At 72.6% G+C, this 18,272-nt stretch carries 11 protein-coding genes; 7 read left to right on the forward strand and 4 right to left on the reverse strand.

Annotated features, from left to right (window positions below):
• Nucleotides 1-90 precede the first annotated feature (90 nt).
• From AMOR_RS17475 to AMOR_RS17490, 4 genes are all read left to right on the forward strand, one after another.
• Nucleotides 91-474 (forward strand): sensory rhodopsin transducer, encoded by a 384-nt coding sequence (locus tag AMOR_RS17475; protein ID WP_248352867.1) that lies wholly within the window; start codon nt 91-93, stop codon nt 472-474.
• The gene (locus AMOR_RS17480; RefSeq protein ID WP_248352868.1) at nt 471-2,249 is read left to right on the forward strand and encodes a thiamine pyrophosphate-requiring protein; all 1,779 of its coding nucleotides are present in this window, start codon (nt 471-473) and stop codon (nt 2,247-2,249) included. The genes AMOR_RS17475 and AMOR_RS17480 overlap by 4 nt, the downstream gene beginning before the upstream one ends.
• A 3-nt stretch (nt 2,250-2,252) precedes the next feature.
• Nucleotides 2,253-3,350 carry an enolase C-terminal domain-like protein gene (locus AMOR_RS17485; RefSeq protein ID WP_248352869.1) on the forward strand — a complete coding sequence of 366 codons (1,098 nt, stop codon included), beginning with the start codon at nt 2,253-2,255 and terminating at the stop codon, nt 3,348-3,350.
• A 106-nt stretch (nt 3,351-3,456) separates the two neighbouring features.
• Nucleotides 3,457-6,594 (forward strand): FAD-binding and (Fe-S)-binding domain-containing protein, encoded by a 3,138-nt coding sequence (locus AMOR_RS17490; protein ID WP_248352870.1) that lies wholly within the window; start codon nt 3,457-3,459, stop codon nt 6,592-6,594.
• Nucleotides 6,595-6,598: 4 nt separating this feature from the next.
• On the opposite strand, the gene AMOR_RS17495 is transcribed toward AMOR_RS17490, so the two are convergent.
• Entirely contained in the window at nt 6,599-7,135 is a 537-nt protein-coding gene (locus AMOR_RS17495) for an O-acetyl-ADP-ribose deacetylase (RefSeq protein ID WP_248362546.1), read from the reverse strand.
• Nucleotides 7,136-7,404: 269 nt separating this feature from the next.
• On the opposite strand from AMOR_RS17495, the gene AMOR_RS17500 reads away from it, so the two are divergent.
• A complete protein-coding gene (locus AMOR_RS17500; protein ID WP_248352871.1) occupies nt 7,405-8,808 on the forward strand; it encodes a sigma-54-dependent transcriptional regulator in 1,404 nt (467 codons plus the stop codon).
• 125 nt (nt 8,809-8,933) lie between these two features.
• Here AMOR_RS17500 and ccsB read toward each other — a convergent pair whose 3' ends face one another.
• A complete protein-coding gene (gene ccsB, locus AMOR_RS17505) occupies nt 8,934-9,791 on the reverse strand; it encodes a c-type cytochrome biogenesis protein CcsB (protein WP_248352872.1) in 858 nt (285 codons plus the stop codon).
• Nucleotides 9,792-9,805: 14 nt separating this feature from the next.
• Nucleotides 9,806-11,194: a cytochrome c biogenesis protein ResB gene (locus AMOR_RS17510; RefSeq protein ID WP_248352874.1), complete on the reverse strand. Its 1,389-nt coding sequence runs from the start codon at nt 11,192-11,194 to the stop codon at nt 9,806-9,808.
• Between the two features lie 322 nt (nt 11,195-11,516).
• Here AMOR_RS17510 and AMOR_RS17515 point away from each other — a divergent pair, with 322 nt between their 5' ends.
• Nucleotides 11,517-12,185, forward strand: a complete 669-nt coding sequence (locus AMOR_RS17515) for a hypothetical protein (RefSeq protein ID WP_248352876.1) — start codon at nt 11,517-11,519, stop codon at nt 12,183-12,185.
• Between the two features lie 8 nt (nt 12,186-12,193).
• Here the strand turns inward: AMOR_RS17515 and AMOR_RS17520 are convergent, their stop codons facing one another.
• Nucleotides 12,194-13,255, reverse strand: coding sequence for an ATP-dependent DNA ligase (locus AMOR_RS17520; RefSeq protein WP_248352878.1), 1,062 nt, complete (start codon nt 13,253-13,255; stop codon nt 12,194-12,196).
• Between the two features lie 328 nt (nt 13,256-13,583).
• Here AMOR_RS17520 and gltB point away from each other — a divergent pair, with 328 nt between their 5' ends.
• On the forward strand, nt 13,584-18,194 hold the full coding sequence (gene gltB, locus AMOR_RS17525) for a glutamate synthase large subunit (RefSeq protein WP_248352880.1): 4,611 nt from the start codon (nt 13,584-13,586) through the stop codon (nt 18,192-18,194).
• Nucleotides 18,195-18,272: the final 78 nt, after the last annotated feature.

An 18,272-nucleotide genomic window follows, 5' to 3' on the forward strand; every position in this document is an offset into this window, starting at 1 on the left:
GCGCGCCCCTCGCGGATGGTCCTTGGCGTCCATACCATCCCCCTGGAGCCCGCGCGCGCATCGCGCCGCCGCGGGCGGGGGAGGCACCTCTTGACCATCGGACATCGGACCTGGGCCATCCCGGAGGGCTGGCTCCCGCCGCGCGCTGGCAAGCGCGGCCGCGCGCTCGAGAGCCACGAGGCCGCCTGCGTGCTGAACGCCGGCGACGCCGACGCGCACCTCGAATTCGAGATCTTCTTCAGGGATCGCGATCCCGCCGGCCCGTACCACGTGACGGTGCCGGCGCGCCGCACGCTGCACCTGCGGTTCGACGACCTCGAGGACCCGGAGCCCGTGCCGCGCGGCGTGGAGTTCGCGAGCGTGATCCGGTCCGACGTCCCGGTGGTGATCCAGCACACGCGACTCGACGCGCGCGACGCCGAGATCTCGCTCATGACGACGCTGGCCTTCTCGGCGGCGGGGGAGGGCGCATGACGGTCGGCGAGTACATCCTGCGGAGGCTGCTGGCGTGGGGCGTGAACCGCGTCTACGGGTATCCCGGCGACGGCATCAACGGGATCATGGGCGCCTTCCACCACGTGAAGGAGCTCGACTTCGTGCAGGTCCGCCACGAGGAGATGGCGGCGTTCATGGCCTGCGCCCACGCGAAGTTCACGGGCCAGCCCGGCGTCTGCATGGCGACGTCGGGCCCGGGCGCGATCCACCTCCTGAACGGCCTCTACGACGCGCGCATGGACCACCAGCCGGTGGTGGCGATCGTCGGCCAGTCCGCGCGCGCCGCCATGGGCGGCAGCTACCAGCAGGAGGTCGACCTCCAGTCGCTCTTCAAGGACGTCGCCCGCGAGTACGTCCAGACGATGATGGTCCCGTCGCAGGCGCGGCACCTCGTCGACCGCGCGTTCCGGATCGCGCTCGCCGAGCGGACCGTGACCTGCGTGATCGTTCCGAACGACCTGCAGGAGGGCGACTACGAGGCGCCGAAGCACGCGCACGCGACGGTGCACAGCGGGATGGGCTGGGCCGCGCCGCGGGTCGTCCCGGCGGAGAAGGACCTTCGCCGCGCCGCGGACGTGCTGAACGCGGGGAAGCGCGTCGCGATGCTCGTCGGGGCCGGGGCGCGCGCCGCCGGGCCCGAGGTGCGCGCCGTCGCCGAGAAGCTCGGCGCGGGCGTCGCGAAGGCGCTCCTCGGGAAGCAGGTCCTGCCGGACGACGTGCCGTACGTCACGGGAGCCATCGGCCTCCTCGGCACGAAGCCGTCGTGGACCCTGATGAAGGACTGCGACACGCTCCTCATGGTCGGCTCGTCGTTCCCGTACCCCGAGTTCCTGCCGAAGGAGGGGCAGGCCCGCGGCGTCCAGATCGACCTCGACGGGAAGATGCTGTCGATCCGCTACCCGATGGAGGTGAACCTCGTCGGCGACTCGGCGGAGACGCTCCGGGCGCTCTTGCCCCTGCTCCGGCCGCGCGAGGACACGAGCTGGCGGGAGAAGCTCGAGAGCGAGGTGCGCCGCTGGTGGAAGGTGCTCGAGGCCCGCGCGATGAACCCGGCGAACCCCGTGAACCCGCAGCGCGTCTTCTGGGAGCTCTCGCCGCGGCTGCCGGACCGCTGCATCCTCTCGGCGGACTCCGGATCGAGCGCGAACTGGTACGCCCGCGACGTGAAGCTGCGCGAGGGCATGATGGCCTCGCTGTCGGGCAACCTCGCGACGATGGGGCCGGCGGTGCCGTACGCCATCTCGGCGAAGTTCGCCTTCCCCGATCGCGTCGTGATCGCCCTCGCCGGCGACGGCGCGATGCAGATGAACGGGATGGCGGAGCTCATCACGATCTCGAAGTACTGGCGGGAGTGGAAGAACCCGCGGCTCGTGGTCCTCGTCCTCGAGAACAAGGACCTGAACCAGGTCACCTGGGAGCAGCGGGTCATGTCCGGCGACGCGAAGCTCGAGGCCTCGCAGGACCTCCCCGCGGTGGACTACGCGGCGTTCGCGGAGTCGCTCGGGCTCACTGCGGCCCGCATCGATCGGCCGGAGGACATCGGGCCGGCGTGGGACAAGGCGCTCTCGGCGGACCGGCCCTGCCTGGTCCAGGCGCGGACCGATCCGAACGTGCCGCCGCTGCCGCCGCACATCACCGTCGAGCAGGCGAAGGGCTACGTCTCCTCGATCCTGAAGGGCGATCCGGACCGCGGCGCCATGATCGTCGACTCCTGGCGCGACGCGATCGAGTCGTACCTGCCGCACAGGAGGTGAGCGGTGGCGCGAGCGGTCGCGAGCGTGGAGGCGCTGTCCGCGGCGGCGTACCGCGTCCCGACGGATCGGCCCGAGTCGGACGGGACGATCGCCTGGGACTCGACGACGCTCGTCGCCGTGGAGGTCGAGGGCGGGGGGGCGCGCGGCTTCGGCTACACCTACGCCGACGCGAGCGTCACCGGCATCGCGACCGGCGTCCTCGCCGCGGCGGTCCGGGGCGCGGACGCGCTCGACCCGCCCGCCGCCCACCGCGCGATGCGGCGCGCGATCCGGAACGTCGGCGGGCCCGGCGCGGGGGGCATGGCGCTCTCCGCCGTCGACGCGGCGCTCTGGGATCTGAAGGCGAAGCTCCTCCGGCAGCCGCTCGCGGTGCTGCTCGGGCGCGCCCACGCGGCGGTGCCCGTGTACGGGAGCGGCGGGTTCTGCTCCTACACGGAGGCGGAGCTGCAGGAGCAGCTCGGCGGGTGGGCCTCGCAGGGGCTCCGGGCCGTGAAGATGAAGGTCGGCCGCGACGCGCGCGCGGATCCCGCGCGCGTCCGCGCGGCGCGCGCGGCGATCGGGAGCGCGGGGCTGTTCGTCGACGCGAACGGCGCCTACTCGCGGAAGCAGGCGCTCGCGCTCGCCGGGATCTTCGCGGGCGAGGGCGTCACCTGGCTCGAGGAGCCGGTCTCCTCGGACGATCTCGCCGGCCTGCGGCTCATCCGCGATCGGGCGCCGCCCGGGATGGACGTCGCCGCCGGCGAGTACGGCCACGACGCGCAGTACTTCCGGCGCATGCTCGAGGCGGGCGCGGTGGACGTGCTCCAGGCGGACATGACCCGCTGCGGCGGCGTCACCGGGTTCCTCGCGGCCGCGGCGGTGGCGGCGGCGTTCGCGATCCCGCTCTCGTCGCACTGCGCCCCGGCGCTGCACGCCGCGCCGCTCTCCGCGGCGGAGACCGCGCTGCACGCGGAGTGGTTCCACGACCACGTGCGGATCGAGCGGATGCTGCTCGAGGGCGCGCCGGAGCCGCGGGACGGGCTGCTCGCGCCGCAGCGGGACCGGCCGGGCTTCGGGCTCGAGCTGAAGCGGTCGGAGGCGGAGCGGTACCGGGTGGCGTGACGGCGGGCGGTTCGGGGTGACGGGGCCAGGGGACGCGGGTTCCGGGCCACGGGGACGGGATGCGGGTTCGCGTTCGGGTCGGGCGTCGAAGAGGGAGGGGGCCGAGATGCAGGTGCCGGGAGCGCAGGGCCAGGATCGCTTCACCGTCCCGGGCATCGGCCCGTCCGCGATGCCCTCGCGCCGCGTCCGCGCCGAGGAGATCCCGTACGGCTCCGACCGGCCGTTCCCGGCGGAGGCCGCCCGCGCCCTCGCCGCCGACCTCGCGCGCGAGACCGACGCGGAGGTCCGCTTCGACTCCGAGGGACGCGCGCTCTACGCCACCGACGCGTCCAACTACCGCCAGGTCCCCATCGGCGTGGTCGTTCCGCGATCCGTCGAGGACGTGATCGCGGCGGTGGCGATCTGCCGGCGCCACGGCGCCCCGGTCCTCTCGCGCGGCGGCGGGACGAGCCTCGCCGGCGAGTGCTGCAACGTCGCGGTGGTGATCGACTTCTCGAAGCACCTCCGCGCGATCCGCGCCCTCGACCCGCACCGGCGCGTCGCCCGGATCGAGCCCGGCATCGTCCTCGACACGCTCCGCGACGCCGCCGAGCGGTTCCACCTCACCTTCGGCCCCGATCCTGCCACGCACAACCACAACACGCTCGGCGGCATGCTCGGGAACGACAGCTGCGGCGTGCACTCGATGATGGCCGGGCGGACGGCGGACAACGTGGAGCGGCTCCGGATCCTGACCTACGACGGCCTGGACGCGTGGGTCGGCCCCACCGACGCCGCCGCGCTCGCCGCGGCGGAGCGGCAGGGCGGCCGCCTCGGCGGGATCCTCCGCGCCTGCGCCGACCTGCGCGACCGGTATGCAGACCTGATCCGCGCCCGCTACCCGCACATCCCGCGCCGCGTCTCGGGCTACAACCTCGACAACCTGCTGCCGGAGAACGGCTTCCAGGTCGCCCGGGGCCTGGTCGGCTCGGAGGGGACCCTGGTCGTGATCCTCGAGGCCGAGGTGAGGCTCGTCGAGAGCCCGCCCGGCCGCGCCCTCGTCGTCCTCGGCTACCCGGACATCTACGCCGCCGCCGACCACGTCCCCGAGGTCCGCCGGTTCGGCCCCATCGGGCTCGAGGCGATGGACGAGATGCTCGTCGAGGACATGAAGCGGAAGCACCTCCACGAGGAGCGGCTGCACCTGCTCCCCGGCGGGAAGGGCTGGCTCCTCGTCGAGTTCGGCGGGGCGGACCGCGACGACGCCGTCGCGAACGCGCGGAAGGCGATGGACGGGCTCGGGCGCGGCTCGGGCGCGCCGCAGATGAAGCTCTACGAGGATCGCGACGAGGAGCGGGTGGTCTGGAAGATCCGCGAGGCCGGCCTCGGCGCGAGCGCGCGCGTCCCCGGCGAGCGCGACACGTGGGAGGGCTGGGAGGACTCGGCGGTGCCGCCGGACAAGGTCGGCCCCTACCTCCGCAAGCTCCACGCGCTCTACGAGAAGTACGGGTACCAGGGCGCGCTCTACGGCCACTTCGGCCAGGGCTGCATCCACACGCGCATCACCTTCGACCTCGCGACGCGCGCCGGGGTCGAGAAGTACCACCACTTCACGATGGACGCGGCGGACCTGGTCGTCTCCTTCGGCGGCTCGCTCTCGGGCGAGCACGGCGACGGCCAGTCCCGCGGCGAGCTGCTCGTCCGGATGTTCGGGCCAGAGCTCGTCGAGGCGTTCCGCAGCTACAAGCGCATCTGGGACCCCGCGTGGAAGATGAACCCGGGGAAGGTGGTCGACCCCTACCCGAACGACGTGAACCTCCGGCTCGGACCCGGCTTCCACGAGGTCCGGCCGCGCACGTGGTTCCGCTACCCCGACGACTCGGGGTCGTTCGGGCGCGCGGCGCTCCGCTGCGTCGGCGTCGGCGAGTGCCGCCGCGAGTCCGGTGGCGTGATGTGCCCGAGCTACCGCGCGACGCACGAGGAGACGCACTCGACGCGCGGCCGGGCCCGGATGCTCCACGAGATGCTCGTGGGCGACCCGGTGAAGGGCGGGTGGCAGGCGCGCGAGGTCGAGGACGCGCTCCACCTCTGCCTGTCGTGCAAGGGGTGCAAGAGCGACTGCCCGATGAACGTGGACATGGCGACGTACAAGGCGGAGTTCCTCGCCCATCGGTACGAGGGGAAGCTCCGGCCGCGGTCCGCGTACGCGTTCGGCCTCGTCATGTGGTGGGCGCGGCTCGCGGCGCTCGTCCCCGGGCTCGTGAACGCGGTCGGCGCGACGCCCGGCCTCTCGGCGCTCGCGAAGGCCGCCGCCGGCATGGCCCCCGCGCGACGGATCCCCCGGTTCGCGCCGATCACGCTCCGCCGCTGGTTCGCGGCGCGCGGCCCCACGCCCTCCGCGAGGGTCCCGGAGGACCGCCGCGCGGTCCTCTTCGCCGACACGTTCACCGACTTCTTCCACCCGGAGGTCGGCACCGCCGCGGTCGAGGTCCTCGAGCGCGCCGGCTGGGCGGTCGAGCTGCCCCGGCGCCGGCTCTGCTGCGGCCGCCCGCTCTACGACTACGGCATGCTCGACCGTGCGCGGCGCATGCTCGACCGGAGCCTCGACGCGCTCTACCCGGCAGCGATGGCCGGGCGGCCCATCCTCTTCCTCGAGCCGTCGTGCGCCGCGGTCTTCCGCGACGAGGCCCTGCAGCTCTTCCCCGACGATCCGCGGGCCATCGCGGTGTCGCGCCAGGTCGAGGTCCTCTCCGAGCTCGTCGACTCCGATCCGGGGTTCCCGGTGGGGCGCCTCGACCGGAAGGCGCTCCTCCAGCTCCACTGCCACCACCACGCGGTGCTCGGGGAGGACGCCGAGCAGCGCGTGCTCTCCCGGCTCGGCCTCGAGGTGGAACGGCCGGAGGAGGGGTGCTGCGGGATGGCGGGCTCGTTCGGCTTCGAGGCCGGCGACCGGCACGAGGTCTCGGTCGCCTGCGGCGAGCGCGCGCTGCTCCCGGCCGTCCGCCGCGCGCCGCCGACCGAGCTGCTCCTCGCCGACGGGTTCTCGTGCCGGACGCAGATCGAGCAGGGCACCGGACGGCGTGCGCTCCACCTCGCGGAGGCGCTGCGGCTCGCGCAGGAGCCCGCGCCGGTCGCGGATCCCGGGGCGTGGGCGCGCCGGCGGCGCCCGCGCTCCATCGGTCTCACCGTCGCGCGCGCCGCGGCGGGCCTCGCCGCGCTCGCGTTCCTCGGCGGCGCGCTCGCCCGGCGCCGCGCGCGGTGGTGAGACCCTACGGGCCGGCGACGGCGTCGAGCGCGCGCTCGTACACCGCCCGGTCCGGCGCGGAGAAGCAGCAGAACACCGCGCGCGTGACGGTCGTCGGCGCCTCCAGCGCGCGCCGCACCTCGCGCACGGCGATCGGCGCCGCGCGCTCGATCGGGAAGCCGTAGATGCCGGTCGAGATCGAGGGGAACGCGATGCTCACGACGCCGCGCTCGGCGGCCAGCCGCATCGCCTCGCGGTAGCACGACGCGAGGAGGGCGTCCTCCCCGCCGCTCCCGCCCCGCCACACCGGCCCGACGGCGTGGAACACGTGGCGCGCCGGCAGGCGGTGGCCGCCGGTGGCCTTCACCTCTCCGGTCCGCGCGCCGCCGAGCGTACGGCACTCGGCGAGGAGCTCCGGCCCGGCGGCGCGGTGGATGGCGCCGTCGACCCCGCCGCCGCCGAGCAGCGAGGCGTTCGCCGCGTTCACGATCGCGTCCACGGCGAGCCGCGTGATGTCGCCCACGACGAGCTCGATCCGGGCGCCGAGCCAGGTCCGCTCCATGGCGGCGTCCATATTCGCTGCCCGCCTCCCGGTCAACGCGCGCGAGCCGCGGCTCCGGCGCGCAGCCGCACGGAATGCGGGCCCCGCAAGGCCTCCGCGGCGGCCTCCGCGTCCGCGGTGCCGGAGGACCCGGAAATACGTCACGAAACCGGGGGTTGTTCTCGGGCGGCCCCGATCGGCCCGGATCGCCGCCTCACCCGAGCGCAATTCGTGCACGCAAACACGCGCTTAACCCAGGTATGGCGCTTGCTATGCCCGCATGGGGTCCAATGAAGCGCGAACGCATCCTCGTCATCGACGGCAACCCACTCGACGGTGCCGCCCTCCGGGCCGCCCTGTGCGAGCGCGGCTTCGACGCGGTCGAGGCGGTGAGTGCCGAGAGCGCCCTCGCCCTCGTCCCGAGCTTCGGCCCGGGCGCCGTCCTCGCCGACGCGACGCTGCCGGACTGCAGCGGTCCCATGCTGCTCGCGCGCCTCAAGGAGCTCGGCTCCGACGCGGCGGTCGTCGTCTCGACGCCGCCCGCCGAGATCGACGCCGCCGTCGCCGCGCTCCGCGCCGGCGCCGAGAGCTTCCTCGTGCGACCCCTCGATCCGGCGCAGGCGTACGTGGTGCTCGAGAAAGCCCTCGAGAAGCGCCGCCTCCGGCGCGATCGGGCGAAGCTCCGCGAGCAGGCCCGCGCGCGCGTCGCGCTCGTCGGGTCCGCCGCCGAGCTGCAGCAGGTGATGGAGGTCGTCCGGCGCGTCGCGCCGACGAAGGCCACGGTCCTCGTCATCGGCGAGGCGGGCACCGGGAAGGAGCACGTCGCGCAGGCGCTGCACGAGTCCTCCCCCCGCCGCGACCGCCCCTTCGTCCGCGTGAACTGCGCCGCGCTGTCCGAGGTGCTGCTCGACTCCGAGCTGTTCGGCCACGAGCGCGGCGCGTTCGCCGACGCCGACGAGCGCCACGAGGGCCGCCTCGAGCAGGCGGACGGCGGAACGCTCTACCTCGACGAGGTCGGCCGCCTGCCGCTGGCGCTCCAGGTCAAGCTCCTCCGCGTCCTTCAGCAGGGCGAGCTCGAGCGCCTCGGCGGCGCGGAGACGATCAAGGTCGACGTCCGCGTCGTCGCCGGCGCCCAGCGCGATCTCGCGGAGGAGGTCCGCGCGGGGCGGTTCCGCGACGACCTCTACTACCGCCTGAACGTCGTCTCGATCCCGCTCCCGCCGCTGCGCGAGCGGAAGGGCGACATCCCCGCGCTCGTGAACCACTTCATCGAGACGTTCGGGCGCGAGCAGGGGAAGGAGCTCGTGGGCGTCACGCCGGGCGCTCTCTCCGCCCTGTTCGCCTACGACTGGCCGGGGAACGTCCGCGAGCTGGCGAACGTGGTGGAGCGGGCCGTCGCCGCCGCGCACGGCAAGGAGATCGCCGGCGAGGACCTGTCGCCGGTCCTCTACGGCGGGAGGCCCGAGGAGAGCGGTGCGTCCGCGCTCATCCCCGGTGCCACCCTCTTCGAGATCGAGCGCGAGGCGATCCTCCGCACCCTCGAGCAGTGCAACGGCTCGACGGCGCGCGCGGCGGAGATCCTCGGCGTGTCGGTCCGGAAGATCCAGTACCGGCTGAAGGAGTACCGGAGCGGCGTGTCCGGCCGCCGCCGCGCCTCGATCGACGAGGCGTTCCGCGAGCTGCAGGCGAAGTAGCCGACGCCGCGGCGCCCGTCTCGCGCCGCGGCTCCCGCCCCGAGGAAAGAAAAAAAGCCGCCCGGCCCCGTCGGCCAGGCGGCTCGGAGGCGCGGGCTGCGGTCCGCGCGCTCCCTGGAACGCGTCTACCCGGAGTACACGTGGTTGCTCGCCTCGGCGGTGGGCAGCATCTTCATGCCGAGGTACGTGAACATCACGACCGAGAACCCGAGGAGGCAGAGCCACGCCGCGCGCTCGCCGCGCCAGCCGCGGACGCGGCGGAGGTGCAGGTACGCACCGTAGACGAGCCACGTCACGAGCGACCAGTTCTCCTTCGGATCCCACACCCAGAAGTCGCCCCAGGCGCTCTTCGCCCAGACCGACCCGACGAGGAGGCCGATGGTGAGGAGCACGAACCCGAAGCGGACGAGCTCGTACGTCATCTTCTCGAGGTCCAGCTCCTGGCCGGTGAGGATCGTGCCGGCGTGGAGGCCCGGGATCTTCCCCCCGTAGCCCTTCCGCTCGCTCACGATCTGCACGACGGAGAGGAGCGACGCGAGCGCCACCGCGGCGTACCCCACGAAGTAGACCATCACGTGCGGCACGAACCAGGCGGACTGGAGCGCGGGCGGCAGCTTCACGATCTCGGCGTCCCACTTCGACAGCGAGTACGCGATGACGCCGAACGAGAGGAGCATCGCCAGGACGCCGAGGACCCGCGTCTTGTAGAGCTTCTCGAAGGCGAGGTAGACGACGCCGATGTTGAAGGCGAAGAACACCAGCGACTCGAACAACGACTTGAACGGCGCGCGATCCGCCTCGATCCAGCGCTGCACGATCAGGCCGAGGTTCAGGACGAGGGCCGCGCAGAGGAGCGCCGTGCCGGCGCGCGCGACGAGCTCCTTGGTGGACTTCCAGGCGGCCGCGTAGAAGGCCATCGCGGCCGCGTACAGCGCGCCGGTGGCGACGAAGAACGGGTGCTCGGCGAGGACGTACTGGAGCATGGGTCTCGGGTCTCCTAGGCGGCCCTGGCGGCGGCGGCGTCCGACGGCGCGGCGGTGGGGGCGGACTTGCGGCCCTTGAGCCGCGGCTCGACGTAGAACATGTAGGCGACTCCGACGCAGATGAGGAAGAAGCCGGTGAACACCCACGGCACGCCGGGGTCGTGCACCGCCTCGAGGCCGGTGTAGTAGCGGCCGGCCTTCTCGGGCGGCTGGTACGAGTTCTGGTAGAAGGTCCAGCCGAAGACGGTGAGCGGCGCGTTCACGGTGACGATGCCGGAGCGCATCTCGCCACCCTGCGTGACCGTCACGTGCGAGGTGAAGGCCTTCGCCTCCTCCTGCCGCTTCTCGAACATGAGCGCGGACTGCTCCGGCTGCACCACGAGCCACTGCGGGCGCGACGCGAACACCAGCTCCTCGCGCGTCCGGCCGCCGGCGGTCCACTCGACGAGCGCGGCCGGGTTCCGCCACTGGTTCGAGAGCGTACCGTGCGTGATCCCCTCCGGCCGCGCGACGCGCGCGTAGTCCGGATACCAGGCCTTCACGCGGAAGGTGTCCCCGCCGGGCAGCACGTGGCGGGCCGTGTCCGGCTTCTCGCACTTGAGCCCGTCCGAGCACGCGTCGAAGCTGGTCTTGAGGCGGGTCGCCATCACCGCGCGGCCCTGCTGGTCGACGTCCGGCTCCGCCGAGTAGAAGCCGATCCGGTACTCGGAGCCGTACCGGTCGAGGTCGAACTGGTCGAGGCGGATGTCGAACCCGAGCGGCGCCGGCTTCCCGGCGTCACGGCCCTTCTCGATGACGACCGCGTTCGCGGACTCCCCGCGCTCGGGCAGCCAGACCATCCCGCGCCGCGCGAGCAGCGTCGACGCGCCCGCGCCGACGAGCGAGGTGATGAGGCCGACGTGGCAGACGAAGAAGCCGGCGTTCCGCGCCTTCACGGGCCAGCGGAGCGTCGCCGAGGAGATCACCGCCGCGCCGAAGAGCGCCATCACGAGCGCGAAGGGCAGGCCGTGGAAGATGTCGTCGAGGCGGAGGGCGACGATGGCCGTCCCGAACCCGCCGTACCGGGCCGCGTACTCCTCCGCGGGCTTCCCCTGGAGGATGAGGGTCCCGCCGATCGCCATCACCGCGAGCACGACCAGGAGCGTGGAGGTGAAGCGGAACCCCGAGATCGTCTCGCGGATCCGGCCCGGCACCACGAACGAGAGGACGAGCACGACGGCGCCCGCCAGCACGCTCGCCGCGACGAGCGTGAGCGGGCCGGGCGGGACGAAGACCTGGAGCAGCAGGCCCACGAGGACGGCTCCGGTCACGAGCACGGCGGTGACCTTCACCTCGTGAGCGGCGACGGAGCGGGCCGCAGGTGCCTCGCTCGCCGTCCGGGGGGATGACACGTTCGAATTCACGATGACCTCCGTGACCGCCCCGCCGAGCAAGCCGCGTGCCCCGCGGCCGGGGTGCAACCTGGCGTGATCTGTGACAATCCGGTGCTCCAGCGCCCCGGAAGCCCGCAGGAAAAGCGGAGGGGTCCACGATCGACGCAAACAGTGCGCTCGGACGATTGGGGTCGGCTCGATCCGGGCGCATCACGACAACGAATCGGCTGGCGGGCCCCTTCCCGGGCGCCCTGCGGCAAGGTCGCGCAGCTCGCGCGCGGGCGTCGCGCCGGCGTCTGCCCGGCCGAGGAGGACGCCCTCAACCGCGACGACGGGTCCTTACCTTTGGAGCATGGCAGACGATCGAACCGTGAACTTCGGCAGCGTCCTCGATCGCGAGACCTCCGACAGGAAGGTCTGGCTCCTCGTCATCCCGATCCTCGCGCTCGTCATCGGCGGCGCGGTCTGGGCGTTCAGCGCCGTGTCCCGGGCCGACAGCTACCGCGCGGAGGCCGAGCGGGCGGCCACCCAGGGCAAGGAGCTTCAGAAGGCGATCGACGAGCGGGACAAGCTCCTCGTCGAGGCCCGCGCCGACGAGGGAATCCTCAAGTCAGCCGGCCAGGCGACCGGCGTCTTCTACGGCGTCGCGCCCGAAGCGACGGAGAGCGGGGTCGCGATCGCGAACCCCGGCGAGAAGGCCGTGAAGGTGTACCTCTACGGCCTCGTCGCGCCTCCCGGCGGGCAGGAATACGTGGTCGCCGCGCGCGGGACGAGCGGGGCCCCGAAGGTCCTCGCGACGGTCGTCCCGAGCGAGGCGGGGACCGCGTTCGTCCTCGGGAAGGACCTGCCTGCGGGGACCAACAGCATCGAGGTGCTGTTCCGGGGGGCGGGCGCCCAGACGCTCGATGGCGCCACGCCGCGCGTCGCGGCACGCTACCCGGCGGACGAGAACGAGCGCGGGATGCTCATGCAGCCGGTGCAGGCGAAGGCGCGCCGGGGCGCCGGCCGGGCGCGGCGCTGACGCGACGCTCACGGAGCGTGAGGGGCCGCCACGGCCTCCCCGCCGCGGCGGTCGAGGGCGTCGAGCGTGCACTGCGCGGGCGCCTTGTCGGGCCGGAGCCGGACGAGCCGCGCGCCGTGGCGGAGCCGGCCCTCCGACGCGTGCCGGTACGCCACCTCGACGACCACGACGGGCGCCACCGGGATCCACTCGGTCGAGCGATCGCGCGCCCACCGCGACGGGCCGCCCGGTGCGTCGCCGGTGAAGCCGAGCCCGGTCCGCCGCGCGGCGTCGCCCTCCGGCTCGGCGAGCGGCTCGAGGAGCTGCGCGAACACGGCGCGCTCGCGGCGCCCGAGCGTCGAGTGGCCGACGTACTGCAGCAGCCCGCCGTCGTCGAAGAGGCCGAGGAGGAGCGAGGCCGGCGCGCCGCCGTCCTTCCCGCGCCGGAACCCGCCCACCACGGCGTCGAGCGTCTCCTCCCGCTTCACCTTCACCATGTCCCGCTCGCCGGAGCGGTACGGGTGGCCGAGCGGCTTCGCGACGACGCCGTCCGTGCCGAGGGCGCCCCGGAGCCAGGCCTCCGCGTCGGCGCGCACGCGGCTCGCCGGCGAGAGGACGAGCGACGTCGGCAGCCGGGGCGCGATCGCCTCGAGCGCGGCGCGCCGCTCCTCGAGGGGACGGCCGGTGAGGTCGCGCCCCGCGGGATCGACGAGGACGTCAAACAGGACGAGCCGCGCCGGCGTCTCGGCCGCCAGGCGGCGGATGCGCGACTCCGCCGGGTGGATCCGCTGCAGGAGCGCGTTGAAGGAGGACCCGCCCTCCGACGGGATCAGGATCTCGCCGTCGAGCACCACCCGGTCGAACGGGAGCGCCCGGGCGGCCTCGACGAGCTCGGGGAAGTACCGGCCGAGCGGCTGCCCGGCCTTCGACTGGAGCGCGACCTGCGCGCGGTCCCTGAAGAGGAGACACCGGAACCCGTCCCACTTCGGCTCGAACTGCCATGCCTCGCCGGCGGGCAGCCCATCCGCGAGCTTCGCCTCCATGGGCGGGTACGGCGGCCGGATCGGCAACTCGAGCGGTGGCCACTCCACGGACGAACCTCCCGGATCGACGTTGTCGCCCGGAGCGGGGCGCCGCAACCGCGAGGCGGGGCGACGTGCCTGAAAAACGGGCACCTCGCCCAAAAACGATGCAGGGACCGGGGCTTGACGATGGGGCATCGCGTCGGGGAAACTGACCCTTCCATGTTCGAAGACGAGTGGTGCGCGCGTCCGCGGTCCGGACGCGGCGCCCGCGGTGCCGGCCGAGGCGGTACCGCGGAACGCTGGGTGAATCATCCCGAACATCCCTCGATGGCATCGGTCGGGCGCGGACCTCGCGCGCGGCCGGGCACTGCTTCTCCCGAAGGACGAAGGTGAAATGAGCGAGACCGGCTATCCCCCGCGGCAGGGCCTGTACGATCCCCAGAACGAGAAGGACGCCTGCGGGTTCGGCTTCGTGGTCGACATCAAGGGCCGCGCGACCCACGACATCGTGGAGCAGGCGCTCGAGGTGCTCGTGAACCTCGAGCACCGCGGCGCGGTCGGCGCCGAGAAGAACACGGGCGACGGCGCGGGCATCCTCTTCCAGACGCCGCACGCGTTCCTCGCCGCCGAGATGAAGAAGGCCGGCGTGAGCCTCCCCGCGCCCGGCGCGTACGCCGCCGGCATGGTGTTCCTCCCGCCGAACCCCGCCGGCCGCGACGCGTGCCTGCGCGCTTTCGAGGAGGTCGTCCGCGCGGAGGGCCAGCACGTCCTCGGGTGGCGCGACGTCCCCACCGACAACGGCGCCCTCGGCCCGACGGCGAAGGCGAGCCAGCCGGTCATCCGCCAGATCTTCGTGGGGCGCGGCGCGGGCATCGCCGACGAGGCCGCCTTCGAGCGCAAGCTGTACGTCGTCCGGCGCGGCGTCGAGAAGAAGGTGTCCCGCTCGGCGATCCCGGGCCGGACGCACTTCTACGTCCCGTCGCTCTCCTGGAAGACCATCGTCTACAAGGGCATGCTGAACGCGGGGCAGCTCCGCGAGTTCTACCTCGACCTCGCCCAGCCGGCGGTCGTGTCGGGCCTCGCGATGGTGCACTCGCGCTTCTCGACCAACACCTTCCCGTCCTGGTCGCGCGCCCACCCGTACCGCTACATCTCCCACAACGGCGAGATCAACACGCTGCGGGGCAACATCAACTGGATGCACGCGCGCCAGTCGATGATGAAGTCCAAGCTGTTCGGCGCGGACCTCCAGAAGATCCTCACCGTCGTCGACACCGAGGGCTCCGACTCGGCGATGTTCGACAACGTGCTCGAGATCCTCACGCTCTCGGGCCGCGAGCTGCCGCACGCCATGATGATGATGGTGCCGGAGCCGTGGAACCGGCACGAGACGATGAGCCCGACGAAGCGCGCGTTCTACGAGTTCCACTCGTGCGTCATGGAGCCGTGGGACGGCCCCGCGTCCATCGCGTTCACCGACGGCGTCCGCGTCGGCGCGGTCCTCGACCGGAACGGGCTCCGCCCGTCGCGCTACTACGTGACGAAGGACGACCTCGTCGTGATGGCGTCGGAGGTCGGCGTCCTCGACATCCCGCCCGAGAGGATCCTGAGGAAGGGGCGGCTCCAGCCCGGCCGGATCTTCCTCGTCGACACGGAGGAGCAGCGGATCGTCTCCGACGACGAGCTCAAGGAGCGGATCGCGAAGGAGCAGCCGTACGCGGAGTGGGTCTCGCAGTACACCGTGCGGCTCGACGAGCTGCCGAAGCCGGCCCGGGTCATCGAGCCGGACCACGAGACGGTGCTCCGGCGGCAGGAGGTCTTCGGCTACACCGCCGAGGACGTGAAGATGCTCATCACGCCCATGGCGAGCGACGGCACCGAGCCGATCGGCTCCATGGGCACCGACACGCCGCTCGCGGTCCTCTCCGACAAGCCGCAGCCGCTGTTCGGCTACTTCAAGCAGCTCTTCGCGCAGGTGACGAACCCGCCGGTCGACGCGATCCGCGAGGAGATCATCATGGCGGTGGAGACCGCCGTCGGCCCGGAGGGCAACCTCCTCGAGCCGACGCCGGAGTCCGCCCGCCAGCTCGCGCTCCCGACGCCGGTCGTCCGGAACGAGGAGCTCGAGAAGATCCGGGCCCTCGACGGCGGGCTCGCCGCGAAGGGGCTCAGGGCGGTCACCCTCCCGATCCTGTTCAAGGCGAGCGGCGGCGGCGCCGCCCTCCGCAAGGCGCTCGAGGACGTGCGCTGGAAGGTCTCGGAGTCCATCGCCGAGGGCGCGAACATCATCATCCTCTCCGATCGCGGCCACGACGCGGACGACGCGCCGATCCCGTCGCTCCTCGCCGTCTCCGCGGTGCACCACCACCTCATCCGCGAGGGGACGCGCACGCGCATCGGCCTCGTCCTCGAGTCCGGCGAGCCGCGCGAGGTGCACCACTTCGCGCTCCTCGTCGGCTACGGCGCGTCGGCGGTGAACCCCTACCTCGCCTTCGAGACCATCCACGATCAGGTGAAGCAGGGCCTCATCCCCGGCCCCGCCTACGAGGCCGAGAAGAAGTACGTGAAGGCCGTGAACAAGGGCATCGTGAAGGTGATCTCCAAGATGGGGATCAGCACGATCCAGAGCTACCACGGCGCCCAGGTGTTCGAGGCCATCGGCCTGAACCAGGACTTCATCGACGAGTACTTCACCTGGACCGCGACCCGCGTCGGCGGCGTCGGCATCGACGTGGTCGCGAAGGAGGCCCGGCTCCGCAACGAGCGCGGCTTCCCGCCGAAGCGGCCCATCTACCACACGAGCCTGCCCGCGGGCGGCCAGTACAAGTACCGCGCCGGCGGCGAGCACCACCTCTTCAACCCCGAGACGATCCACAAGCTGCAGTTCGCCTGCCGGACCGGCGACTACAAGCTGTTCAAGGAGTACACCGCCCTCGTCGACAACCAGTCGAAGGACCTGGCGACGCTGCGCGGCCTCATGGATCTGCTCCCTGGCGCGAAGCCGGTGCCGGTCGACGAGGTGGAGCCGGTCGACTCGATCATGCGCCGCTTCAAGACCGGCGCGATGAGCTACGGCTCGATCTCGAAGGAGGCCCACGAGGCGCTCGCCGTCGCGATGAACCGCATCGGCGGCAAGTCGAACACCGGCGAGGGCGGCGAGGATCCGTCGCGCTACGAGCCGCTCCCGAACGGCGACTCGAAGAACTCGGCGATCAAGCAGGTCGCGTCGGGCCGCTTCGGCGTGACGAGCCAGTACCTCGTCAACGCCCGCGAGCTGCAGATCAAGATGGCCCAGGGCGCGAAGCCGGGCGAGGGCGGCCAGCTCCCCGGCTCGAAGGTCTATCCCTGGATCGCGAAGGTCCGGCACTCGACGCCGGGCGTGGGCCTCATCTCGCCGCCCCCGCACCACGACATCTACTCGATCGAGGACCTCGCGCAGCTCATCCACGACCTCAAGAACGCGAACCACCGCGCGCGCATCAGCGTGAAGCTCGTGGCCGAGGTCGGCGTCGGCACCATCGCCGCCGGGGTCGCCAAGGCCCACGCCGACGTGGTGCTCATCTCCGGCCACGACGGCGGCACGGGCGCCTCGCCGCTCACCTCCATCAAGCACGCGGGCATCCCCTGGGAGCTCGGCCTCGCCGAGACGCACCAGGTGCTCGTGATGAACGACCTGCGCTCGCGCATCGTCGTCGAGGTGGACGGCCAGCTGAAGACCGGCCGCGACGTCGTGATCGGCGCGCTCCTCGGCGCCGAGGAGTTCGGCTTCGCCACCGCGCCGCTCGTCGTGCTCGGCTGCATCATGATGCGCGCCTGCCACCTCAACACCTGCCCGGTGGGCGTCGCGACGCAGGACCCGAAGCTCCGCGCCAAGTTCATGGGCGACCCCGCCCATGTCGTGAACTTCATGCGCTTCATCGCGCAGGAGGTCCGCGAGTACATGGCCGAGCTAGGGTACCGGACCATCGACGAGATGGTGGGCCGGTCCGAGCGGATCGAGATGCGCCGGGCCGTCGACCACTGGAAGGCCCGGAACCTCGACTTCAGCCGGATCCTGTTCAAGCCCACGGTGCCGAAGCACTACGGCCGGACCTGCCAGATCCCGCAGGACCACGGGATCGACAAGACGCTGGACGCCACGGTGCTGCTCGACCTCGCGAAGCCGGCGCTCGAGCAGAAGAAGCCGGTCCGCGCGACGCTCCCGATCCGGAACACGAACCGCGTCGTCGGCACGATGACCGGCTCGGAGGTGACGCGGCGTTACGGCCCCGCCGGCCTCCCGGACGACACCATCCAGTTCCACTTCAGGGGCTCGGCGGGCCAGTCGTTCGGCGCGTTCGTCCCCCGGGGCATGACCCTCGTCCTCGAGGGCGACTCGAACGACTACTGCGGCAAGGGGCTCTCCGGCGGCCGCATCGTGGTCTTCCCGCCGCGCGAGGCGACGTACGTCCCCGAGGACAACATGATCGTCGGCAACGTGGCGCTGTACGGCGCCACGGGCGGCCAGGTCTTCATCCGCGGCCTCGCCGGCGAGCGGTTCGCGGTCCGGAACTCCGGCGTGACCGCCGTCGTGGAGGGTGTCGGCGATCACGGGTGCGAGTACATGACCGGCGGCAAGGTCGTGGTGCTCGGCCCGGCGGGCCGGAACTTCGCGGCGGGCATGTCGGGCGGCATCGCCTACGTGCTCGACGGCGACGGCCAGTTCGCGACCCGCTGCAACAAGCAGATGGTCGGCCTCTCGAAGCTCGAGGATCCGGCGGAGCTCGCCGACGTCCGCGCCCTCGTGGAGCAGCACGCGACGCTCACCGAGAGCACGTACGCGCGCAAGCTGCTCTCCGACTGGAGCGGCACGGCGGCGAAGCTCGTGCGCGTCGTCCCGCACGACTACCGCCGCGTGCTGGAGGCCCAGGCGCGGATGCGCGAGAAGGGGCTCTCGCCGGAGGAGGCGGAGCTGGCCGCGTTCGAGGAGAACGCGCACGACGAGGCCCGCGTGGGCGGCAACTAGGACATTCTTCGACTCCGCCTGCCCTGAGCGTAGGGCACGCGAAGCGGGCCCGAAGTCGAAGGGCTCAGGGCAATCGGG

Origin of the sequence: Anaeromyxobacter oryzae, assembly GCF_023169945.1 — a bacterium.
In the GTDB taxonomy this organism is placed as follows: Bacteria; Myxococcota; Myxococcia; order Myxococcales; family Anaeromyxobacteraceae; genus Anaeromyxobacter; species Anaeromyxobacter oryzae.